The sequence below is a fragment of the Streptomyces sp. NBC_00400 genome, from assembly GCF_036048035.1.
In the GTDB taxonomy this organism is placed as follows: domain Bacteria; phylum Actinomycetota; class Actinomycetes; order Streptomycetales; family Streptomycetaceae; genus Streptomyces.
In genome coordinates, this window is sequence record NZ_CP107940.1 from 322744 (window position 1) to 344319 (window position 21576).

Genomic DNA, 21576 nt, shown 5'->3' on the forward strand with positions numbered 1-21576 from the left:
GATGCAGTGTGGTGCCCCCGCCGCGCGCGGGGGCACCACGTGCCTCCCGTCCACGGCCGGCCCGCGGGTCCTTGCCGCGGTTCTCGACGCCACGGCGGGCGGGCGCCTACGTTGGGGACCATGATCAGCGATCGCACAGGCGGCCCCCGGCGGCTCGGCTATCCGGTAGCGGCGGGCGTGTTCGCGATCGGCATGGCCGGGACGACGCTCCCCACCCCGCTGTACGGGCTCTACCGCGAGCAGCTGGGATTCTCCGAGCTGACGGTGACCGTGGTCTTCGCCGTGTACGCCCTCGGCGTGATCACGGTGCTCCTCCTCGCGGGCCATCTCTCCGACGAGGTGGGCCGGCGCCCGGTGTTGTTCTGCGCCCTGGGGCTGTCGGCGGCGAGCGCCCTGTGCTTCATCTTCGAGGGCGGGCTGCCGATGCTGCTGCTGGGGCGGATGCTGTCCGGGTTTGCCGCGGGGCTGTTCAGCGGCGCCGCCACGGCGTGTGTGCTGGAGCTCGCGAAGTCGGGCCAGGAAGCGCGGGCGGGATTCGCCGCCACCGCCGCGAACATGGGCGGTCTCGGCTGCGGCCCGTTGCTGTCGGGGCTGCTGGCCCAGTACGCACCGTGGCCGTTGACCCTGCCGTTCGTGGCGCACCTGGTGCTGCTGGCCGTGGCGGCCGCGGCGACCTGGCGCCTGCCGGAGACCGTCGGGCATCCGCACCGTCCACGGACACTGCGGCCCCAGGGCCTTCGGCTGCCGCCCGAAGTGCGGGGCGTCTTCACCCCGTCGGCCGTCGCCGCCTTCGCCGGTTTCTCCCTCCTGGGGCTGTTCACCGCGGTCGCACCGAGCTTCGTCGGTCAGACCCTGGGCGTCCACAATCTGGCCGTTGCCGGGCTCATCGTCTTCACGGTGTTCCTGGGATCGACGGCCGGACAGTCCCTCACCGAACGGATCGGTGTGCGCAGGGCCCTGCCGGGCGGTTGCCTGGTGCTGGTGGTGGGGCTCGTGCTCGTCGCCGCCTCCCTGGCCGTGACCTCACTTCCGGTGCTGGTCATCGGCGCGGTGTGCGGTGGTATGGGCCAGGGCCTGGCGTTCCGCGCCGGTCTGACCGCCGTGGGCCGCGCGGCACCGCCCGAGCACCGGGGCGGCACCATCTCGGCCTTCTTCCTCGTTGCCTACCTCGGCATCTCCCTGCCGGTCGTCGGCGTCGGAGCGCTCACGCTGGTGCTCGGCCTGCGCGGCGCGGGCCTGACCTTCTCCGCCTGCGACATCGCGCTCGCCGTCACCGTCGGCCTCTACGTACTGCGCCGGCCACTGACGGCCGCCGGCTGAACTGCCCCGGCCCTGCCTGCCATACGGTCCCGCTGACGGCGCATACCGCCTCAGGCAGTACCGGCAGACCGTGCCGCGCCTTCGCCCGGGCGGAGCCGCACCCGAAGCCGCGCCGGTCCCCGGGTGAACACTCCCTCGTCGGCGGGCGCGGTGTCCTCCGCGAAACTCATGGCCGGGAATGCGTCGAGCAACCGGTTGACGCCGACTTCGATCTCGGTCTTGGCCAGGAGTGCGCCTACGCAGAAGTGCCGGCCCAGGGAGAAGGCCACATGATCGGCGGCGGCGCTGAAGGCCGTGGCGGTGGTCAGATCGGTGCGGAAGAGGTCGAAGTCGGCGGGCCGTGCGTAGTGGCGCTCATCGCGGTTCGCGGAGCCGATGAGACAGGTGACCGTGGCGCCCGCGGGGACCGTGCCACCGCTGAGGGTGACCTCGGCAGCGGGCTGACGCATGATCATCTGGACCGGTGGGGTGTAGCGCAAAGTCTCGGCGAAGGCCGCGGGAATGAGCGACCGGTCGGCCCGTACGGCGGCGAACTGGTCGGGGTGGGCCAGCAGGTTACGGAACAGGGCGGCGAGGACCTTGTCCGTGGTTTCGCCGCCGGCGGCCAGCAGCAGGCTGACGAACGAGGTGATGTCCTGATCGTTCATCCGGGTGCCCTCGACCTCCGCGGTGCAGAGGCCGGAGAGCAGGTCGTCGCGGGGTGCGGCACGCCGTTCGGCCAGGATCGGCCGCAGGTAGGCGGCGAGCTCCTCACCGGCGCGCCGGCCGGCGGCCGCAATCCCGGGGTCCTGGGCCAGGTTGGACAGGAACCCGACGACGGATGCGTACCAGCCGTGGAAGCGGTCGTGGTCGGCCCGGTCCAGACCGAGCATGTCGACGATCACGTTGATCGGGAAACGGGTGGCGAACTGCCCCACCAGATCGGCTTCCGCGTCGTCGCGGAACGCGTCGATCAGTTCCCTCGCGTTGCGCTCGATCACCGGCAGGAATTTCTCCCGCAGCTCCCGGCCGCGGAAGGCGGGCGCCACCAGGGCGCGGCGCACGGCGTGTTCACGGCCGCTCATCTGAGGAAGGGTCCGGCCACCGTGCGCCGGTTCGAGCTGCCACTCATAGTTGTCGGTGGTGAACACCGGCTCGCGGAAGGCCCGTGCCACGTCCTCGTACCGCGAGAGCAGATAGCTGTCGGTTCCCTTGTCGTGGAACAGCGGGTAGTGCTCACGCAGGATGCGGTACGCGGGATAGGGGTCCGCCGCGAACTCCGGTGACAGGATGTCGGGCGGCTGCGGGACAGTGGTCACTACGCGTCCTCGGCTTCCCTGGGTGGAATCGGCCCCGCGCGGTGGGGCCCGGCCGGCTTGTGACGCTAGGGCACGGCGCCGGGCCCGTCCAGAGCGCTTCGTTGAGCGACCGGCGGGGGCGCCGGGATGCACCGCAGGGCCGGTCACCACTCGGATGGGCGGCCGTCTTCACTCTTCTGCCTTCCACGGGACGCTCTTCCGGCCGCAGCCGGAAACGCTGGGATCCGGCACATCCTCGATCCAGCAGCCTCCCTGTCGAGGCGGAGAAGTGAGCATCGCATGGCCGCACCACCCGCCCCGGGCCCGCTGGGCCGTCTTTGCCGTGGGCATCTCCCCGTCGCTCTCCTCACCGCTCTGCTCGTCGCGGTGTGCGCCGCCTTCGGACCGGCCTCGGCCTCGGCCGCGGGCCGTGCCGCCAGGCCGGCCGCGAAGCCCGCCGAGGCGGCGACGGGGACCAAGCCCCTGGTGTTCATGGGCTTCGGCACGATGGCCGGTCTGACCCTGCTGGCCGGCGTGGGGCTGGTCGCGAACGCCCGCAGACGGCGGGGCAACGGCCCGCCGGCTGACCGCTGTTGAGGGGCCCGAGAGCCGCCGCCTCCCGGCCCCGCGGCCCCCTCAAGGTCTGCCCGGGTGTGCCGCACGGCCTCTCGGCGGTCGGCAGGTACAAGTGAAGACTTCCGCGCCGATCTGCCGGCCTTCCTGGCCGGCTGACACAGACTCCGGGCCGGCGAGCAGCCCGGACATACAGCCGGTGCCGACCGAAGCGGACCCCTGGTCCTCTCGGCCGGCACCGGCTGGACAGCGCTCTGGATTACCGCCGGTTGCCGCCGCCCCAGCCGCCCCTCTCGCAGCCCTCGCTGAAGACCGGGCCGACATGGTCGAGCACACCCGCGGAGAGCCAGCAGGAGGCGTAGTGACCGTGGTGGTTGTGGTGGTGGCGGTCCTTGCCGTGAGCCAGGGCGGCGCTCGCACCGCCCATGACGATAGTGGTGGCAAGGGCGCTGGCTGCGATCGCGGCGCGGATGCGCATGTGTGCTCCTCAGGAGGATCAAAGGGGTATATCGACCTTTTCAGGCATCACCTTCACAGAACCTCCCAAAACCTGACTCATCGCTAATTGCGTGAGTCGGAGTAATCGCGCTCAATTGAATCTGATTATCCGTCAAAATACGTGCAACACCTCCACGCTGAAGCTATGTCAGGTCAGGCGAATCAGGCTCCCTCCGGTGCCTCCCCGGCCACCTTCCGTACGGGGCGTACCCCCGGTCGCAGGCCCAGGGTCACCAGTGCCACGGCCACGGCGAGGAAGGCGGACAGCACCGCGAAGCCGGTCACGCTGGATCCGGTGGCGTCGGTCAGCCAGCCGACCAGGTAGGGGCCGGCGAAGCCGCCGAGGTTTCCGAGGGCGTTGATCAGCCCCATGGCGACGGCCACCACCTCGAAGCGCAGCAGCTCGCCGGGGATCGCCCAGAACGGTCCGTACGGTGCGTAGACCGCGGCGGCCGTCACACACAGCAGCAGCATCCGGGGCAGGGCGCCGTCCACGGCCTGTCCCAGCAGCAGTGCGGCGACGCCCACCACGAGCGGGACGGCCACCGCCTGGCGTCGTCTGCCCGTGCGGTCGGACCAGGCGGCGTTGGCGATCATCACGGCCAGTGCCACGGTGAACGGGATCGCGGTGAGCAGTCCGACCTCGGTGGACGAGCCGTCGTGTGTCAGCTCTTTGATGACCGACGGCAGCCACAGGTTGAAGCCGTAGAAGCCGGTGATCCAGAAGAAGTAGACGCCGATGAGGACGAGGACCGGCTTCTGTTTGACCGCGTCGAGGTACGAGCCGCCGCCCGCCGAGGATTTGGCGGCTTCGTCGGCGGCGATCGCGCGCTCCACGTGACCGGCCTCGGCGCGGGAGATCCACCGGGCCTGGGCCGGCCGGTCGGCGACCGCGAACCACCAGACCACCGCCCACACCAGGGGCGGGACACCCTGCAGCACCAGCACCCACCGCCAGCTGCCCTGGTCGAGCATCCACCCCGACAGCGGCGCCATCAGTACCGAGGAGAGCGGCAGGCAGGCCATCCACAGGGCGTTGGCCCGGGCCCGCTCCCGCAGCGGGAACCACGAGGCGAGCAGGATGAGTACGGCGGGCCAGACGCCGCCCTCGAAGAGGCCCAGCACGAAACGGGCCACGTAGAACTGTGACCTGGTCTGCACCAGACCGGACAGTGACGCGGCCACCCCCCACGCCAGCATGAGGAGGAGGACGGTCTTCCGGGCGCTCCAGCGCTGGGCGAGGATCGCGGCCGGGATCTGCAGGAAGACATAGCCGAGGAAGAAGACGCCGCCGACCAGCCCCTTGTCCGCGTTGGACAGCCGTAGTTCGCCGTGCATGTAGGGGAGGATGACGGAGACGTTGTTCCGGTCGAGGTACGCCAGCATGTACATGATGGCGGCGACCGGGATGACGTACGCCCAGCGCTTGGCGGGCGGTGCGGGGGCCGCGGGGGCCGTGGGCGGCGACTGCGGAATCGGCTGCCGGCCGGTGTCCGTCACCGGGCGACCGCCGTTCCGTAGGCGGCGCGGATCCGGTCGGTGAAGCGGCTGAAGCCGGCGGCGGCACGGAAGGCGGCGGCCATGGTGCCGTGCGAGGCGCGGCCGCTGCCGGCGATGTCGAACGCGGTGCCGTGGTCGACGGAGGTGCGCAGGATCGGCAGGCCCACGGTGACGGACACGGTGCCGTCGAAGTCGACCGTCTTGGCGGGGATATGGCCCTGGTCGTGGAAGTGGGACAACACCCCGTCGAAGCGGCCTTCGAGGCCCTGGTGGAAGACCGAGTCCGCGGGGATCGGGCCCACGACGCCCAGCCCCTCGGCGGCCGCCTTCTCCACCGCCGGGCGCAGGACGGCGATCTCCTCGTCGCCGAAGTGGCCGCCCTCGCCGCCGTGCGGGTTGATCGCGGCCACGGCGAGCCGCGGGTCGTCATGGCCGAAGACGCGCAGTGCGGTGGCGGCGTGACGGATGCCCGCGGCGACCCGCTCCTCGGTGATCTGGTCGAGCGCCTTGCGCAGCGAGACATGGCGGGTGGTGAAGAAGATCTTGAGTCCGCGGACCGCGAACATGGTGTCGACGTGTGCGGCGCCGGTGAGTTCGCCGAGCATTTCGGTGTGGCCGAGGTGCTGCGAACCGGCCGCCCAGATCGCCTCTTTGTTGATCGGTGAGGTGACGATGCCGTCGACCTCGCCCGCCAGCGCGGCGCCGGTGGCGGCCTCGATGGCGGCCACGGCGGAACGGCCCGCCACCGCGTCGACCGTGCCCCAGGGGAGATCGGCGGGGGCGATCTGGAGGTCGAGCACATCGATGGTGCCGGGCTCGAAGCGTGCCTCACCGGGGGTGCCGACCGCGTTGACCTCGACGTCCAGCCCGCAGACGGCGACGGCGCGGCGCAGGACGGCGGCGTCACCGACGGCCAGTCCACGGCCGAGGGCGGAGGTCGCCGGGTCGGCGAGGGTGCGGGCGGTGATCTCGGGGCCGATCCCGACGGGATCGCCGAGAGTGACCGCGAGGAGGGGCAGCGGGCCGTCGGAGGCGGGACGGCCGGCGGCGGCCGTCCGGTCGTCGGTCGCCTGTTGGGGCTGGGTCATGGGAGCGCCTTTCGGGGTGCGGTGTTCAGGTGGTGCTCAGGGTGGGGCCGAGGGGGTGCCGGGTGCAGGCCGCGCGCAGGTGTTCCAGGCAGTCGCGGGCGGCGTCGGGGCCGCCGATCAGGCCGCCCTTCGTGGCGAAGAGCAGACCGTCGTGGGGGCCGCCCACCAGACGCCCCGCGATGGCGAGCGGCAGCACCTCGGTCTCGATGGCGAAGCCGTCGGCGCCCAGTGCCGAGGTGACCGCGGCGGCGACATCACCGCCCGAGGCTTACAGGCCGCCGGGGCACAGCTCGACGACCGCGCGCCGGGCGATCTCGGCGAGTGCGCGCAGGATGCGGGCGGCGGCGCGAGGGGCGGATTCGACAGCGGTCCCGGTGGCGGCCCCGGTGACGGATTCGGCAGCGGACCCGGCAGTGGGTCCGCCGGCGGGGGCCGGCGGGCCGGGGGCCACCCGGACGCCGAGTACCGTGGCACCCTCCGCTGCCGCCGTGCGCAACCGGGCCAGCACCGCGCCGGGGTCCGGGGCGGCGGGGTCGAGGTCGGCCCAGCGGGCGCCGAGCGCGGTTTCCGTGCGGCTGAGCTGGGTGCGGGTGCGCTCGGTGACACTGCCGACGACCGCCAGGATGCGGGCGGGCGGGCCGCCCGCGGGCCGCAGTCCCAGCTCACCGGCGAGGGCGGCGCCGAACGGGCCGGAGTCCAGCGCCACCCAGCGGATCCGGTCCTCGACGGCGAGGCGGGCGGCGGCTCTCGCGACCGTGTGCAGATGTCCGTTCTCGGTGGCGTCGCAGACCACGGTTTCGGCCGGGCTCTGCCGCAGCGCCGCGGCGACCGCGTCGGGCCCCCGCTCCACCACGTCCAGGGCGAGTTCATCCGTGCTGCGCCTGCTCTGCGCGCCGAGCACGTCCGCGACCCGGGAGTGCCGGACGGGATCGAACGGGTCGCGGGCCACGGCCGTACGGGTCAGCGGAACGCCGTCGACCAGATGCAGTCCGCCGACCGTGGTCCGGCCCGCGTCGGGAAAGGCGGGCACGGCCAGCGTCCGGATCCTGGCCGCGGGCTCACGGGCGGCCAGGACGTCCACCAGCGCGTCGAGTTCGCTGCCGGGGTTGCCCCGCAGCGTGCTGTCGACGCGCTTGACGATCAGGGGTGCCGCGCCCGCTGTCCCGGCGGCGGCCCGGACGGCCGCGGCGGCGTGGTGCGGGAGCCGGTGCCGCGATGCGGTGTTGACGACGAGGACGTCCACCCGGTCGGCGTAGCGCTCCACTTGGACGAGTGCACCGACCGTGACGGCCCGCAGGCCCAGTCGCGCATAGAGCGCGCCGGTGGCATTGCTGCCGGTGAGGTCGTCCGCGATGACGAGCACCTGGGCCACGAGGTCTCCTCCTGTCGGCTCCGGGGTCGGGTCGTCTGCACACCCCGAAGTGACCGGACCACGCATTATTGATTGCGTGGTTCACGCAATTCAGAGTGGCGACTCGTCGAACGGACTGTCAAGAGGTGTGCGGTCGGGCGCTCCCGACGGGCGCCGGGCCACCGTCCACGGCGGCGCACACCGGCCATCCCTCGTCCGTGAAGGCGGCCAGCTCCCGCTCGCCGCCCCCGGAGATCAGGCCCGTACCGGCCGGCATCGCCGCCCAGTAGGGGAATCCCCCGACGCCGCTCCCGCCCCCGCTTTCTCCCCCGCCGAGCTTGGAGTGGTCGGCGAGCACCCAGGCGGCCCGGGCGCACTCGGCCATCGTCTCCTTCAGCGCGGCCTGTTCGGGGTCGGGGCAGTTGATGCCGCGGCGGGGATCGAGACCGTCGACACCGAGGAAGGCGATGTCCGGGGTGAGCCGGCGCAGCGCCTGATCGGTCCGGGTGCCCAGCAGCGACTCGTTGGGGCGCCGCAGCCGGCCGCCGAGCACCACCACCTCCACCTCCGCGTCCGCCAGCTCGACGAGCGTGGAAAGGCCGTTGGTGACGATCGTGAGGTCGCCGCGGTCCCGCAGCTCATGGGCCAGCCGGGCGACGGTGGTGCCCGCGTCGAGGAGGACGACGTCGCCGGCGCGGACCAGCGCCGCGGCGGTGCGGGCGATGGCGTCCTTCTCGCCCCGCTGTTCGCGTTCCTTGTCGTGCCAGGAGCGCTCCACCGCCCGGTGGTCGACCGCGCCGCCGTAGGTACGGGTGATCCGGCCGAGCGCGGCGAGGGTGGCGAGGTCCCGGCGGACGGTGGACAGCGAGACGTCGAACTCGGCGGCGAGGTCGTGCACGCTGATGTCGCCGGCGCCGAGGAGTTCCACCATCCGCTCGCGTCGGCGCCGGGTGGCCGAGCGTTCCCCACTGGTCACTTCGCTGCCCGCCTCTGCCTGCCGTCGCCTGCAGGGCGCCCCGCGCGGGACACCCCTCGAAGTTGCGTGTTTCGCGCAATTCGAGGTTAGCAGTCGAGCAGCCGGCCGAGGAGGCCCCGGCAGGAGCCATCCGCCGGGACGGGGCCGCGGTTCAGGCGAGGATCTTCGCCTTGGCCTTCTGGAACTCCTCCTCCGTGATGTCGCCGTGGTTCTTCAGATCGGCGAGCTTCGCCAGGGCGTCGGCATGCCCGCCCGCCTCACCACCGGTCGCGGCGGTGTCCCTGAGGTAGGCCCGCAGTTGCTTCTGCTGCCGTTCGGCCTGCGCGACCTCCCGTTCGCTCATGCCGTGGCCGCGCGCGATGACATAGATGAAGACGCCCAGGAAGGGCAGCACGATCACCAGGATCAGCCACCCCGTCTTGGCCCAGTTGTTGAGGTCACGGCTGCGGAAGATGTCGCCGATGATCCTGAACAGCAGGATCAGCCACAGGATCCACAGGAAGATCAGGCACATGGTCCAGAAGGCGTTGAGCAGCGGGTAATCCATCACGGCCTCCTCAGGCACTCACTCGGGCCCCCGGACTCGTCCGTCCCTCGGCTCAAGCATCCCCGCCGTCGGTCTCCTCCGCGACCAGATCGAGGCCGGTGAGCGCCTGCTCCGTCCAGATGACCTTGCCGCCGCTCGTGTAGCGGGTTCCCCAGCGTTCCGCCAGCTGGGCGACCAGGAAGAGGCCGCGGCCGCCCTCGTCCATCGAGGCGGCCTGCCGCAGATGCGGAGAGGTGCTGCTGCGGTCGGAGACCTCGCAGATCAGGGAGGTGTCACGGATCAGCCGTACGCGGATGGGCCCCGCGGCGTACCGGATGGAGTTGGTGACCAGCTCGCTGAGGATCAGCTCGGCGGTGAACGCCTCCTCCGCCAGGCCCCATTCGATCAGCTTGCGGACCGCGGCGGCCCGTATCTGGGCCACGGCCGAGGGGTCGGGCGGCACGTCCCAGTCGGCGACGTGCCCGGTGCCCAGCACCCGCGTGCGGGCCACCAGCAGCGCGATGTCATCGCTGGGGCGCTCCGGCAGCAGCGCACCGAGCACCGCCTCACAGGTCTCGTCCGGTGTCCGGCCCGGCCCGCCGGACAGCGTACGGCTCAGCAGCGCCATGCCCTCGTCGAGGTCCCGGTCCCGGTCCTCGACGAGTCCGTCGGTGAAGAGCACCAGACGGCTCTCCTCGGGCAGTTGCCGCTGCCAGGTCTCGAACGGCAGACCGCCCAGGCCGAGGGGCGGGCCGCCGGGCACATCGGCGACCTCCGCGGTGCCGTCCGGCAGCACGAACATGGGCTGGACGTGCCCGGCGCGCGCCATGGTGCAGTTCCCGGACGCCGGGTCGTAGATCGCATAGAGGCAGGTGGCTCCGGTGACCGAGCCCTCGGCCTCCTCGGCGCTCTCGTCCTGGTCGATACGGGTGACGAGTTCGTCGAGGTGCCAGAGGATCTCGTCGGGCGGCAGGTCCAGGTTGGCGAAGTTGTGCACGGCCGTGCGCAGCCGGCCCATCGTGGCGGCGGCGTGCAGTCCGTGTCCCACCACATCGCCGACGACGAGCGCCACCCGGGCGCCGGGCAGCGGGATGATGTCGAACCAGTCGCCGCCGACGCCGCCGAGCCCGCCGAGCCCGGCCTGTGCGGGGAGATAGCGGTAGGCGGCCTCCACGGCGTTCTGCTCGGGCAGCCCGCGCGGCAGCAGACTGCGCTGCAGGGTGACGGCCATGGTGTGCTCGCGGGTGTAGCGGCGGGCGTTGTCGATGCTGACCGCCGCGCGGGCGACCAGTTCCTCGGCGAGGGAGAGCTCCTCGTCCTCGAACGGTTCCGGTTTGTCCGAACGCCAGAAGATCGCCACGCCGAGGACCACGCCGCGGGCCCGCAGCGGGACCGCGATCCTCGAATGGATGCCGTGCGCGACGATCTTCCTGGCCCGGCCGGGACTTTGCAGATGCCAGCCGGAGAACGCCGCCAGATCCGCTTCGAGGGCCGCTTTTCCGCTGGTGAGGCTGGCGCCAAGGGTGGTGGCCTGCTCGAACCGGATCAGCTTGCCGACGGGGTAGAGGCCGCTGTCCGCCGGGGCGCCGCTGGTGGCCGTCCGCCGCATCTCGATGGCCGCGCCGGTGGGGGGCGTGGGCTCCTCGCCGATCAGCACGTCCTCGGCCACGTCGACGGTGACGATATCGGCGAAACGGGTCGCGCCGAATTCCGCGAGCTCCTCGCAGGTGCGCACCACGTCGAGCGTGGTGCCGATCTCCGTGCCGGCGTCGTAGAGCAGCTTCAGCCGGCCGCGGGCCACATCGGCCCGGCCGGTGAGCGCCCGGAGCTCTGTGGTGTCCCGCAGCGTCGTCACGCTGCCGGGTGGTCCGCCCGCCTGGTCCGTGGAGCGCTGGTTGATCGCCAGCAGCCGCTCGCCGACCGGGTGGACCTCGTCGGTGGCGGCCCGGCCGGAGGCCAGCAGGCGGGCGGTGGCGGGGTCGAGCCCGAGGTCGCCGACCTGGCGTCCTTCGACGTCCGGCGGCAGGTCGAGCAGGCGGCGCGCCTCGTCGTTGACCAGCAGCAGACAGCCGTCGCCGGCCACGATGATCACGCCTTCGCGTACCGCGTGCAGCACCGCGTCGTGGTGCTCGTACATCCGGGTCATCTCGGCGGGGCCCAGGCCATGGGTCTGGCGCCGCAGGCGGCGGCTCACCAGCGCCGTGCCGCCGGTGGTGAGGAGGAGAACGCCGGCGGCGGAACCGAACAGCAGGGGGAACTGGTCGTCGACGACACCGCTCACCCGGTTGACGGTGATCCCTGCGGAGACCAGCCCGACGACCTTTCCCTTGTCCTTGCCGCTGTGGCCGAAGACCGGCACCACGGCCTGGACGAGGGGCCCGATGGTTCCGGTGATCCGCTCGGTGACCACCCCGCCGGACAGCGCCGGCTGCAGCGTTCCGACGAACTTCTTGCCGATCCGGTTGGGGATCGGGTGGGTGTAGCGGATGCCCTGGGTGTTCATCACGACGATGAAGTCGACCTCGGAGCGCTTGCGGGCGGCCTCGGTCCGCGGCTGCAGCACCAGCGTCGGATTGGCGCTTTTCAGTGCTTCCTCGATGCCCGGCGCATTCGCGAAGGCCTCTGCCACGGCGACGGATCTGTTGCGGGCCTCGCGGTCTCCGTCGGCCCTGGACTGGAGCACGAGCGCCGCGATGGCGGCGGCGACGAGCAACACCACGATCGCCACCTGCAGGAGAAAGACCTGACCTGCGACAGTTCGCATCCTGAGAACCGAACGCGGGCGGCCGTAGCGTCCGGCCATGTCCTCTTTCTACACCTCCCGCATACGGTGGGCGAGCCGCGCGATGCGGAGCGCAGCAGCAGTCAGGGCCCGCGCTGCGCCGGGCGGCCTCACGGGCTGTTCGAGGATCGTCCCGTGATCCGGGGCCGGGCGCCAGAGGGCGGGAAGACCCCCGGGTAGGTTTTCCCGCTGCGCATAGGCGAACCTCTTCGACGAAGGGGACATACGCGGCGCCCCTGTCGCGCCACGCCGCAGGGAACAAATCGCCCAGAGCGTGCATGGTTCATGTAACTCTTCCCACAGGCCCGGCCGCTTGTCCGACGGGCGTCTGCCGGTCGGGTGAGCCGGGCGCGGACACAACGTGCCTGGTCAGCCCCGCTCACCGAGAACAGCGCGCCGGCCGGCGGGCGGCAGCGGGACCCCCGCGACGCCATCCGCCCCGCCGAGGCGGTATGAGACGTTCGTGGGCATGCATGTTCCCGAGGAGATCCGAGCCGAGGCGGCCGCGCTCATCGACCACCACGCGCTCGGACTGTGGAAGCCGAACGACGCGGACCGGCGAGCCGCCGTGGCGTTGTACCGCTTCCTCGAAACCGGTCAGCCGCTCACGGGCGAGCAGATCCGGTCCGCCCTGGCACACGCGGAAACGGCGGCCGACGCGGACGAGCGGCTGCTGAAGCTGCTGCAGGAGACCGCCGGGCTGCTCGACGAGGGACCGGCCGCCGAGGGCCCGCCCGGGCGGGACGCCGTCGACCATGTATGCCTTCTGCTGGACGCGCTCGCGCTGTCCCGGCCCGCCGGTCAGTAGAGAAGCGAAGGCCCGCCCGAGTGCAGACCCGGGCGGGCGGTTGTGGGGCCTGGGGCCCTGCGCAGACAGCTAGGCCGCGGACGGCGCCTGTGCGGGAGCCTGCTCGTCCTCGGGGACCGCGATCACCCAGTGCGTCTCCTGGCGCGGGCGCAGGTAGCACAGCCAGTACAGCGCGGCGACGGCCACGATGAGGCCGGTGATGACCAGGCTCGTGGTGCTCTGCTGGCAGAGCACCCACGCCAGCACCACGATCAGCAGCGCCGGGACCGCGGGCCACAGCGGCATCCGCCAGGCCGGCCGGTGCTTGTGCTCCCCGCGGCGCGAGACCAGAGCGCCCAGCGCGACGAAGACATACATCGCGGCCACGGCCACGCCGGTGACCTCGCTCAGGGTGTCGAGGTTGACGAAGCACAGGGCCGCACCGGGAACACCCACCGCGAGGGTTGCCGCCCAGGGCGAGCCGAAGCGCCGGCCGACGTGGGAGAAGACGCGGTTGACGGCCGTCGGCCAGGCCGCGTCACGCGCCGAGGAGAACACCACACGGGAGTTCTGGATCACCATCACGATCGCCGCGTTGATGATCGCCAGGGCGATGCAGAGGCTGACGAACGTGCCGACGCCCGAGTTGCTCCAGCCCTGCACCATGCCGGCGACGTCACCGGCCCCGAGGGTCTTCAGGTCGGGGGCGCCGAGGGTGATCGCGACCACCGGGACCAGCACCACGGCGGCGCCGATGCCGAGGGTCCACAGCACCGTACGGGAGACGTTGCGACGGGGGTTCTCCATCTCCTCGGCGAGGTACACGGCGGTGGAGAAGCCCTGCAGGATGAAGAGCGCGGTGGCCAGCCCGGCCACGATGAGACCCGCGGTGACGGCGGTGCTGTGACCGTGTCCGGCGTCGATCACGGGGTGCACGAGCACGGAAGCGGAGCGGTGGGTGTGAGTGAAGCCGAGGAAGGCGACCACCGCGCAGGCGACGACCTCCAGCACCAGGAAGATGCCGGTGATCCAGGCGTTGGCACGCAGATCGAGCAGGCCCATGGCGGTGGCCAGCAGCATCACGGCGGCGGCGGTGTACTGCGGATCCAGTTGGATGATCGGTGCCAGATAGTCGGCGGTGCCCAGGGCGATGATGGGCGGCACGATCATGACGACGATCAGCGAGAGCACGAAAACCAGCCACCCGGCGAGGCGGCCCATGAGCGTGCCCACCATCGCGTACTCGCCACCCGAGCTCGGTATCAGCGTGCCGAGCTCGGAGTAGGTGAAGGCCACGCCGATACACAGCAGTGCCGCGACGGCGATGGTCAGCGCGGTGCCCGTGCCCAGGCTGGCGAACGAGTCCGGCACGATCACGAAGAGCGAGGATGCCGGGGTCAGACAGGACAGCGTGAGCAGGGTGCCGCCGACCACACCGATCGACCGGGTGAGCTGGGGGGCGCCGGAGGCGTCTTTCACCGTCGCACTGCGGGTGTCCCGCTCAGGAGCTGCGGAGGCAACAGGCGTGTAGGGCATATCGGTATCCGTATCCCATCAATGCTGGCGGCAGGAAGGGGTGGCGTCTTGGCGGAAGAACGCCGCAAAGCGATCCGAACCCGGACATCCTCAGGTCTCGCTTCGGTGACCGAATACAACCCCTGCCGACGACTCACGTCAAGGTCTTGTTAAGGCCTTCGGACAACGAAATCCGAAGCTCAGCAAGGCCATCGGGGTGCTTATCCACGCTGCACCCGCGGAAGACAACCGGATTCCGCGGCGGAAAGGGCAGTGCGACCTCGCGCGGCGCGCCGCGCGAATCCGTTGCGGTCCCACCAAAACCCGCTGCCCGTGCGGTCAGTCCCCGAGCGCGTGCACCCGGGCGATGAGCAGCGCGACATCGTCGTGGTCGTGCTCGTCGCGCAGCGCGGCCAGGAGACGGTCGCACAGGCCCTCCAGATCCCGCTCGGGCCGATCCAGCAGCTCCAGGAGGGTGTCCAGCCGCGCGTCTATGGGCTGGTCCCGGGTTTCGATCAGCCCGTCGGTGTAGAGCACCAGCAGGTCGCCGTCGCGGAGCGGAACCGTGGTCTGCTCGAAGGGGACGCCCCCGACGCCGAGCGGCGCACCGGTGGGCAGATCCAGCAGCTCGGGCGGCCGGTCCGGGCGCACCACGATGGGGGGCAGATGCCCGGCGACGGCGATCCGGCACAGGGCGCGGTGCGGGTCGTAGACGGCGTACAGACAGGTGGCGAAGGCCGGATCGAGACCGCCGGCGATGTGATCGAGGTGGCGGAGCACTTCGGCCGGATCGAGGTCGAGATCGGCCAGCGCGCGGGTGGTGGTGCGCAACTGGCCCATGGTGGCGGCGGCGTTGATGCCGCTGCCCATCACGTCGCCGACCACCAGCGCGGTCTTGTCGCCGGTCACCGGGATGGCGTCGAACCAGTCACCGCCGACCTCGCTGGCCGCCTGGGCGGGCTGGTAGCGGTAGGCGATCTCCATGGCCGTGGGCTGTGGCGGCCGGTGGTTCATCAGATGGCGCTGGAGGGTGAGCGCGGTGCGGCGTTCGCTCTGGTACGAGCGGGCGTTGTCGATGCAGACCGCGGCCCGGGCGGCCAGCTCGACCGCGAGCACCGCATCGTCCTCGTCGAAGGGCTCCGGGTTGCGGACGCGGTACAGCGACAGCGCGCCCAGGACCTCGCCGCGGGCGATGAGCGGTACGGCGAGGTAGGAGTGCAGCCCGGCCTTTCCCAGGAGGGCGGCGCCCTGCTGGTCCGGTGCGATGTGCGGCAGATCGTCCGGGCCGACGTGGGGAATGCGCACCGGACGGGCTTCGGTCACACAGCGGGTGATCAGCCGGTCGGCCTCGTAGGAGGCGATCTGGCCGGTGGGGTCGGCGGCGCGGACCGCCTCGGTGGGGTAGGCCGTGGCCACGGCGAGCGCCCGGAAGCGGGCCGGGCCGCCGCGGGAGAGCGAGGTCGGGCGCCGGCCGTCGAGTACGGCGTCGAGGACGTCGACCGCGGCCAGGTCCGCCAGCTCGGGCACGATGACGTCGGCCAGTTCGTGGGCGGTCTGGTCGACGTCGAGGGTGGTACCGACGGTGGCGGAGGCGTCGGCGATGACGGCCAGCCGCCTGCGGGCGCGGGCGGCCTCGGTGGCGGCGCGATGCTGCTCGGTGACGTCCACGACCGACGTGGCCAGCCCCAGCACCCGGCCGTGCGGGTCCTCCAGCCGGTAGTACGACACCGACCAGGCCCGGTCGGCGTGGGGGTCGGCGGCGGTCCGGCCGACGGTGAACTGGTCGAGCAGCGGGGTTCCGGTGTCGAGCACCTCGCGCATCTGGGACACGATGGTGCCGGTGTCCAGAAAGGACAGGGCTTCTCGGACGTCGCGACCGATGTGCTGGTCGGCGGGCAGGTCGTTGATGCGTTCCAGCGCCGGATTGACCATGACGAAGCGCAGCGCGGTGTCCAGGACCGCCAGGCCGATCGGTGACTGGGCGACGAGGCGTACGGACAGCGCCAGATCCCGCTCGACCCGCCGCAGCACGGCCTGGTCGGTGGCGATGCCCAGGGCGTAGGACTCGCCGCGCTCGTCCAGCAGCCGCATATTGCGGAACTCGACGAGCCGGGTGCTGCCGTCCTTGTGCTGGACCGGGAAGACCCCTGCCCAGCTTTCGCCGCCCGCCATGACCTGGGAGAAGAGACCCAGGACCAGATCGAAGTGCTCCGGGCCGACCAGCAGCTGCGCCGCGGGCCGGCCGAGCGCTTCCTTCGCGCTCCAGCCGAAAAGCTGCTCGGCCTGGGGGCTCCACAGGGTGATCCGCCCGTCCGCATCCAGCATCACGGCGGCCACGCCCAGCACATCCAGCAGGCCGCCGGGCTGCCCCGGTGTGGCCCCGACCGGGGCGGCACCTTCGGGGAACGCGTCGGTCGCACCCATCCAGGCACTCCTTCCGCCGGTCATCGCGGACCGACAGCCGTGGCGCTCTCCGTACATCGGCCGGTTCTCGCTGTGCTTCCGTTGGTCTCCATCATCTCTCGACACGGGACGGACCTGCAGGGAGAGCGAGATCCGCAGGGCATCGGCGACCCGTGCGCGAGCGAGCATTATCCGTCGCTGTTCCCAGGTGGGCGACCGTGTTGACGATATTCAGTGCGATGATTTCGGACGCGCTTTCGGGGCGGGCCCGTGGAGCGGTGGCCAGGCCGCGCGCGGCGGGCACCCCGGTGCGCTTGCCAGGGGTTCTCCTCACGCCCCCGTCCGACGTGGAGTCCAGTCCGGAGGCCGACTTGGAGATGTTGATCTGCAGCGACTATCCTTGCATTTGGTTGCCTGTAGCAACCAAATTCATGTACATCACATCCGGCGTAGCCGACTGCGCCCGCCGGCGTCAGGAGGAAGCCTCACATCATGCCCAACGCCGCCCGGACATTCCGCACCTATGTAGAGGAGAACCTCGATGTACTTAGCGCCGACCCGGGGCGCGAAGTCCTGGTACACCAAGGCCGCCGCGTCACGGCAGGCGAGTTCCGCTCACTGGTCCACCGCATGGCACGGGCACTGTGCGCCCGGGGCGTCGGCCGCGAAGCGACCGTCACGCTCCTGAGCGGCAATCTCCCGGAGATCATCGCAGCCCGTTACGCGGCCAACCTGGTCGGCGCCCGGGTCAACTACCTCTACAACAAGCTGTCCGCCGAGTCCCAGGCCGCCATCGTCCGCGATGTCGAGACCCGCGCCCTGATCGTCGATCCGCGCTATGCCGAACGGGCCGCCGAAGTCACCGCGTTGGCGCCGGTTCCGGAATTGCTGGTCCTCGGCCCCGCCAAGGTGGGCACGGACCTGCTGGAGCTGGCGGCCGGTCAGTCCGACGAGCCGTTGGCGAGCCGGGCCCGGCCCGACGACGTCTGCACCATCCGCCACACCGGCGGCACCACCGGCCACCCGAAGGGCATCTGCACCACCTTCGAGCAGGCACGCTGGTTCCACGGGGTGCTCCAGCAGCCGGAGACCGAGCGCCGCCAGCTGGTGTGCACCACCCTCGCGCACGCCGCGGGCCTGATGGCCGACAGCACGCTGCACGCGGGCGGCACGGTCGTACTGCTCGACGACTTCGACCCGGGCACCGCGCTCGCCGCCATCGAACGCGAGCGCATCACCGATGTCTTCCTGCTGCCGCCGCTGCTCTACCAGCTGATGGACCACCCGGACGCCCGGCACACCGACACCTCCAGCCTGCGGATGCTGACCTACGGCGGCTGCCAGGCGTCCCCGGCCCGGATAGCCGACGCGGTAAGGGCGTTCGGCCCGGTGCTGATGCAGGGCTACGGGCAGAACGAGGCCGGCGGCATCAGCGTGCTCACCCAGGAGGACCACGACCCGCAGCGCCCCGAGCGGCTGCGGTCGGCGGGGAAGGTGCTGCCCGATGTCGAGGTGGCGGTCCGCGACGAATCGGGGCGCGATCTGCCGGCCGGTGAACACGGCGAGATCTGTGTCCGCTCCGACATGATCATGAAGGGGTACTGGAAACAGCCCGAGCTGACCGCCGAGGTCCTGCGGGACGGCTGGCTGCACACCGGGGACATCGGATTCCTCGACGAGGAGGGGTACCTGACGATCGTCGACCGGATCAAGGACATGATCGTCGTGGTCGGCGGCCATGTGTACACCACGGAGCTGGAGGACCTGCTGAACTCGCACCCGCAGGTACTGCAGAGTGCCGTGTTCGGGGTCCGTGACGCCGACCGCATGGAACGGGTGCACGCGGCGGTGGTGCGGGCGCCCGGCAGCAGCGTCGACGGGCAGCAGCTGCGCGAGATGGTCTGCGCGGAGCGCGGTGCGATGTACGAGCCGGCCCGGGTCACCTTTGTCGAGGCACTGCCGCTGACCGATGCCGGAAAGCCCGACAAGAAGGAGCTGCGTCGGCGGGCCGAGCAGGAGGCCGGCACCGCGGGCTGACAGCGACGAGCCGCCGCAGCCCAGGGCTGCGGCGGCCTGTCAGTGCTACTGCCGGTCAGAGGATGCCCAGCAGGCCGAAGGGGAAGCCCCCGAAGCCGTAGCCATAGTTGCCGTAGCCGCAGCCGCCGAAGCCGCCGAAGCCGCTGTAGCCGCCGAAGCCGCCAAGGCCGCCGAAGCCGCCGAGGCCGCCGAAGCCGCCGAAGCCGAAACGGTCGAAGCCGCCGTGGTGGTGGCAGTGGTGCCTGTGGTGGTGACGACCGTGGTGGTGACGACCGTGGTGGTCGCCCTTGGATGATGCGGCCGGCGCCTGCGGGGTGGCCGAGGCTATGCCCGCGAGCGGGAGGACGGTAGCGGCGGCAAGGGCCGCGGTGGCCACGGAGCGGCCTATGAACTTGCGCATTGCGTTTCTCCTGTTTGGCAGGAAATCTGACATTTGATGAGTACCGCGCCCCGCCGCAAACCCCGCAGACACGACGGACAGCCACTCCAACGGCCCCAAGAATTGCTCCGTTAGCGGTAATGGATCGGCAAAGGGGCCTGGTGAAAGCCTTGGTCGGAGTCATGGCCCGGGTCCTCGAAGTGCGCCGCGATGACGGTACGTTCGTCACCGAGGTGCGGCCGGACGGCGACCCGCCATGTCAGCGAGGCGGAGTCCTGGGTCCAGAAGCTGCTGGACGTGGTGCGCGATCGCGATGTGCCGTGCCCCGCCGTGGGCGAGGGGCTGCGTCCGCCGGCGGAAGCGGCAAAAGCGGCGGGACAGACGGGAGAGGCAGATCAGCAGGCTCGATGCGCCCGGGCGGACGGCGCCGGAGCGGACAGTGACCGCCGTTGTGGGGCGCGCCCTGGGGAAGGCCCCGGCACCGGGGCTCGTATGCGGCGGCATCGTCGGCCTTCAGGGAGGGGCCGCGCTCTCGGTGCGCCTCTATCCGGCCGTCGGGCCCGCCGGGGTGGTGATGCTGCGGCTGGTGATCGCCGCGGTGATCCTGGGCGCACTGTGGCGGCCCCGGTGGCGCCGTCAGCCACGCGGCACCCTCAGCCTCGTCGTCGCGGCCGGCACCCTGCTCGCCGTGCACCATCTCGCGTACTACGAGGCCGTGGGCCGGATCCCGTTGGGCGCGGCCACCACCTTGGAGTTCCTCGGTCCGTTCGCCATTGCGCTGGCCACCTCGCGGCGCCCGGCCGACCTGGGGTGGTCGCTGCTGGCCGCGACCGGGGTGCTGCTGCTGGGCGGGGGCGGCCTCCCGATCAGCCTTCCGGGCATCGGACTCGCCGCGCTCGCCGGCACCTGCTGGGCCGGGTACATCCTGGTCTCGGCCCGGCTCGCCCGGCGGGTCAGCGGCGGTGGCGGCCTCGCCCTGGCCGTTGCCTGGGGCGCACTGCTCAGCCTCCCCTACGGCGTCGCCCAGGGCGGCAGCCGGCTGCTCGACCCCGGTGTGCTGGTGCTCGCGGCGGCAGTGGCGGTGCTCTCCAGTGTGCTGCCGTACTCCTGCAACCTCGAGGCGCTGCGCCGGATCCCGCCGCGCGTCTTCGGGATCCTGACCAGCCTTGAACCGGCAGCCGGCGCCCTGGCCGGGCTGCTGCTGCTCGGCCAGCGGCTCAGCCCGGTGCAGTGTCTGGGCATCGCCGCCGTGGCCGCGGCCTCCATCGGCGCGGGCCGGGCGGCCGGCGCCGACACCGGGCAGGGCGGCGCGGGACCGGCGAATGGCCCGGAGCACCAAAGCGCCCGGCCTCAACGGGAGGAGGCCGGGTAGCAGACCCGGCCGCGCGGCGCACCGCCTTCCGTCAGCTGATCGCGGCGCACGGCTTCCGTTCTCGCGGAGCGCGGCTTCGGCGCGGCGCACGGCGTCAGTTCTTGCGGGCGCGGCTCGGCTGGACCCTGGACGGCTCCCCCGGCATCTTCGGATGGTCGGGCGGATACGGCATGTCACCCAGTCCTTCGTCCGCCGCCTGACGGTCCGCGAGTTCCAGAACGGACTCCAGGCCGAAGGCGTGGTCGGCCATGTCCGCGTGCACATCGCCGAGTTCGGCGAACCGCGGGGGGACCGTCCGCAGATCGAAGTCCTCGGGCGCGGCGTCGGACAGCTCCTCCCAGCGCAGCGGGGTGGAGACGGTCGCCCGGGGCCGGGCGCGCAGCGAGTAGGCGGAGGCGATGGTCCGGTCCCTGGCCATCTGGTTGTAGTCGACGAAGACCTTCGCGCCGCGCTCCTCCTTCCACCATGCCGAGGTCACCAAGTCCGGCTTCCGGCGCTCCAGCGCCCGGGCCAGAGTGATCGCGGCCCGTCTGACCTCGGTGAAGGTCCAGCGGGGGTGGATCGGTACGTAGACGTGCACGCCGCGGCCGCCGGACGTCTTGGGCCAGCCGCGCAGCCCGTGTTCCGCCAGCAGCTCGCGCAGGAGGTGGGCCACCCGGACGGCGTCCGCGAAGTCGGTGCCGGGCTGCGGGTCGAGGTCGATGCGCAGTTCGTCGGGGTGCTCGGTGTCACCGCGCCGGACGGGCCACGGATGGAACGTCAGGCACCCCAGATTGGCCGCCCAGAGGACCGCCGCGGGCTCGGTGGGGCACATCTCGTCGGCGAAGCGGCCGCTGGGGAAAGCGATACGGGCGGTGGGCAGCCAGTCCGGCATCCCCTTGGGCGCCCGCTTCTGGTAGAAGAACTCGCCCTCGACGCCGTCGGGGAAGCGCTGCATGGTGGTGGGCCGGTCGCGCAGCCCCCGCAGCACCCCGTCGGCGACGGCGAGGTAGTACTGCGCCACGTCCAGCTTGGTGAATCCGCGCTCCGGGTAATACGTCTTGTCGGGGTGGGACACGCGCACGGTGCGCCCCGCGACGTCCAGTTCGACAGCTCCGGCTCCGGCCATGACTCCACGCTAGGTTCCGGACGCCGCCGCCGCGCGCCGGGCGAGGCGGCGGCCGGCCGGCCGCGCAGCGGCCGCCCCGGCGCG

The 21576-nt window shown here is 71.7% G+C and carries 17 protein-coding genes and 1 pseudogene; 5 read left to right on the top strand and 13 right to left on the bottom strand.

Annotated features, from left to right (window positions below; all coding sequences use genetic code 11):
* Positions 1 to 120: 120 nt before the first annotated feature.
* Complete coding sequence (locus OHS81_RS01430) at positions 121 to 1320, top strand: MFS transporter (RefSeq protein WP_328381656.1); 1200 nt, start codon at positions 121 to 123, stop codon at positions 1318 to 1320.
* Between the two features lie 50 nt (positions 1321 to 1370).
* Here the strand turns inward: OHS81_RS01430 and OHS81_RS01435 are convergent, their stop codons facing one another.
* Positions 1371 to 2618, bottom strand: coding sequence for a cytochrome P450 (locus OHS81_RS01435; RefSeq protein WP_328381658.1), 1248 nt, complete (start codon positions 2616 to 2618; stop codon positions 1371 to 1373).
* A 279-nt stretch (positions 2619 to 2897) separates the two neighbouring features.
* Between OHS81_RS01435 and OHS81_RS01440 the strand changes: the two genes are divergently transcribed.
* Positions 2898 to 3194, top strand: a complete 297-nt coding sequence (locus tag OHS81_RS01440) for a hypothetical protein (protein ID WP_328381660.1) — start codon at positions 2898 to 2900, stop codon at positions 3192 to 3194.
* A 235-nt stretch (positions 3195 to 3429) separates the two neighbouring features.
* On the opposite strand, the gene OHS81_RS01445 is transcribed toward OHS81_RS01440, so the two are convergent.
* The 8 genes and pseudogenes from OHS81_RS01445 to OHS81_RS01480 all read right to left on the bottom strand — a co-directional run bounded on the left by OHS81_RS01445 (position 3430) and on the right by OHS81_RS01480 (position 11912).
* Positions 3430 to 3648, bottom strand: coding sequence for a hypothetical protein (locus OHS81_RS01445; protein ID WP_328381662.1), 219 nt, complete (start codon positions 3646 to 3648; stop codon positions 3430 to 3432).
* Positions 3649 to 3830: 182 nt separating this feature from the next.
* A complete protein-coding gene (locus OHS81_RS01450) occupies positions 3831 to 5168 on the bottom strand; it encodes an MFS transporter (protein WP_328381664.1) in 1338 nt (445 codons plus the stop codon).
* A complete protein-coding gene (gene pdxA / locus OHS81_RS01455; RefSeq protein ID WP_328381666.1) occupies positions 5165 to 6256 on the bottom strand; it encodes a 4-hydroxythreonine-4-phosphate dehydrogenase PdxA in 1092 nt (363 codons plus the stop codon). The genes OHS81_RS01450 and pdxA overlap by 4 nt, the downstream gene beginning before the upstream one ends.
* Before the next feature lie 25 nt (positions 6257 to 6281).
* Positions 6282 to 6509: pseudogene (locus OHS81_RS01460) on the bottom strand (nucleotide-binding domain containing protein); the annotation flags it as partial.
* Between the two features lie 15 nt (positions 6510 to 6524).
* The gene (locus OHS81_RS01465; protein ID WP_328381668.1) at positions 6525 to 7628 is read right to left on the bottom strand and encodes a four-carbon acid sugar kinase family protein; all 1104 of its coding nucleotides are present in this window, start codon (positions 7626 to 7628) and stop codon (positions 6525 to 6527) included.
* Positions 7629 to 7746: 118 nt separating this feature from the next.
* Positions 7747 to 8583 (bottom strand): DeoR/GlpR family DNA-binding transcription regulator, encoded by an 837-nt coding sequence (locus OHS81_RS01470; protein ID WP_328381670.1) that lies wholly within the window; start codon positions 8581 to 8583, stop codon positions 7747 to 7749.
* A gap of 151 nt (positions 8584 to 8734) precedes the next feature.
* Complete coding sequence (locus OHS81_RS01475) at positions 8735 to 9130, bottom strand: SHOCT domain-containing protein (protein ID WP_328381672.1); 396 nt, start codon at positions 9128 to 9130, stop codon at positions 8735 to 8737.
* A gap of 52 nt (positions 9131 to 9182) precedes the next feature.
* Positions 9183 to 11912 carry a SpoIIE family protein phosphatase gene (locus OHS81_RS01480; protein ID WP_328381673.1) on the bottom strand — a complete coding sequence of 910 codons (2730 nt, stop codon included), beginning with the start codon at positions 11910 to 11912 and terminating at the stop codon, positions 9183 to 9185.
* 448 nt (positions 11913 to 12360) lie between these two features.
* Here OHS81_RS01480 and OHS81_RS01485 point away from each other — a divergent pair, with 448 nt between their 5' ends.
* Positions 12361 to 12699, top strand: a complete 339-nt coding sequence (locus OHS81_RS01485) for a hypothetical protein (RefSeq protein ID WP_328381675.1) — start codon at positions 12361 to 12363, stop codon at positions 12697 to 12699.
* 69 nt (positions 12700 to 12768) lie between these two features.
* Here OHS81_RS01485 and OHS81_RS01490 read toward each other — a convergent pair whose 3' ends face one another.
* Both OHS81_RS01490 and OHS81_RS01495 read right to left on the bottom strand, forming a co-directional pair.
* On the bottom strand, positions 12769 to 14214 hold the full coding sequence (locus OHS81_RS01490) for an APC family permease (RefSeq protein WP_328381677.1): 1446 nt from the start codon (positions 14212 to 14214) through the stop codon (positions 12769 to 12771).
* Positions 14215 to 14532: 318 nt separating this feature from the next.
* Positions 14533 to 16617, bottom strand: a complete 2085-nt coding sequence (locus tag OHS81_RS01495; protein WP_328381679.1) for a SpoIIE family protein phosphatase — start codon at positions 16615 to 16617, stop codon at positions 14533 to 14535.
* Positions 16618 to 17088: 471 nt separating this feature from the next.
* Here OHS81_RS01495 and OHS81_RS01500 point away from each other — a divergent pair, with 471 nt between their 5' ends.
* Positions 17089 to 18633: an AMP-binding protein gene (locus tag OHS81_RS01500; protein ID WP_328381681.1), complete on the top strand. Its 1545-nt coding sequence runs from the start codon at positions 17089 to 17091 to the stop codon at positions 18631 to 18633.
* A gap of 55 nt (positions 18634 to 18688) precedes the next feature.
* Here the strand turns inward: OHS81_RS01500 and OHS81_RS01505 are convergent, their stop codons facing one another.
* Positions 18689 to 19033: a hypothetical protein gene (locus OHS81_RS01505; protein ID WP_328381683.1), complete on the bottom strand. Its 345-nt coding sequence runs from the start codon at positions 19031 to 19033 to the stop codon at positions 18689 to 18691.
* 418 nt (positions 19034 to 19451) lie between these two features.
* Here OHS81_RS01505 and OHS81_RS01510 point away from each other — a divergent pair, with 418 nt between their 5' ends.
* Positions 19452 to 20384, top strand: coding sequence for an EamA family transporter (locus OHS81_RS01510; RefSeq protein ID WP_328381684.1), 933 nt, complete (start codon positions 19452 to 19454; stop codon positions 20382 to 20384).
* Between the two features lie 94 nt (positions 20385 to 20478).
* On the opposite strand, the gene ligD is transcribed toward OHS81_RS01510, so the two are convergent.
* Positions 20479 to 21492 (bottom strand): non-homologous end-joining DNA ligase, encoded by a 1014-nt coding sequence (gene ligD / locus OHS81_RS01515; RefSeq protein WP_328381686.1) that lies wholly within the window; start codon positions 21490 to 21492, stop codon positions 20479 to 20481.
* Between the last annotated feature and the right edge of the window lie 84 nt (positions 21493 to 21576).

Bases quoted from the DNA above. Each gene is read 5' to 3' on its own strand.
- OHS81_RS01495 (WP_328381679.1), bottom strand. From the start codon at position 16,617: ATGGGTGCGACCGACGCGTTCCCCGAAGGTGCCGCCCCGGTCGGGGCC.
- OHS81_RS01505 (WP_328381683.1), bottom strand. From the start codon at position 19,033: ATGCGCAAGTTCATAGGCCGCTCCGTGGCCACCGCGGCCCTTGCCGCC.
- OHS81_RS01485 (WP_328381675.1), top strand. From the start codon at position 12,361: ATGCATGTTCCCGAGGAGATCCGAGCCGAGGCGGCCGCGCTCATCGAC.
- OHS81_RS01475 (WP_328381672.1), bottom strand. From the start codon at position 9,130: ATGGATTACCCGCTGCTCAACGCCTTCTGGACCATGTGCCTGATCTTC.
- OHS81_RS01480 (WP_328381673.1), bottom strand. From the start codon at position 11,912: ATGGCCGGACGCTACGGCCGCCCGCGTTCGGTTCTCAGGATGCGAACT.
- OHS81_RS01490 (WP_328381677.1), bottom strand. From the start codon at position 14,214: ATGCCCTACACGCCTGTTGCCTCCGCAGCTCCTGAGCGGGACACCCGC.
- OHS81_RS01445 (WP_328381662.1), bottom strand. From the start codon at position 3,648: ATGCGCATCCGCGCCGCGATCGCAGCCAGCGCCCTTGCCACCACTATC.
- OHS81_RS01440 (WP_328381660.1), top strand. From the start codon at position 2,898: ATGGCCGCACCACCCGCCCCGGGCCCGCTGGGCCGTCTTTGCCGTGGG.
- pdxA (WP_328381666.1), bottom strand. From the start codon at position 6,256: ATGACCCAGCCCCAACAGGCGACCGACGACCGGACGGCCGCCGCCGGC.
- ligD (WP_328381686.1), bottom strand. From the start codon at position 21,492: ATGGCCGGAGCCGGAGCTGTCGAACTGGACGTCGCGGGGCGCACCGTG.
- OHS81_RS01500 (WP_328381681.1), top strand. From the start codon at position 17,089: ATGCCCAACGCCGCCCGGACATTCCGCACCTATGTAGAGGAGAACCTC.
- OHS81_RS01430 (WP_328381656.1), top strand. From the start codon at position 121: ATGATCAGCGATCGCACAGGCGGCCCCCGGCGGCTCGGCTATCCGGTA.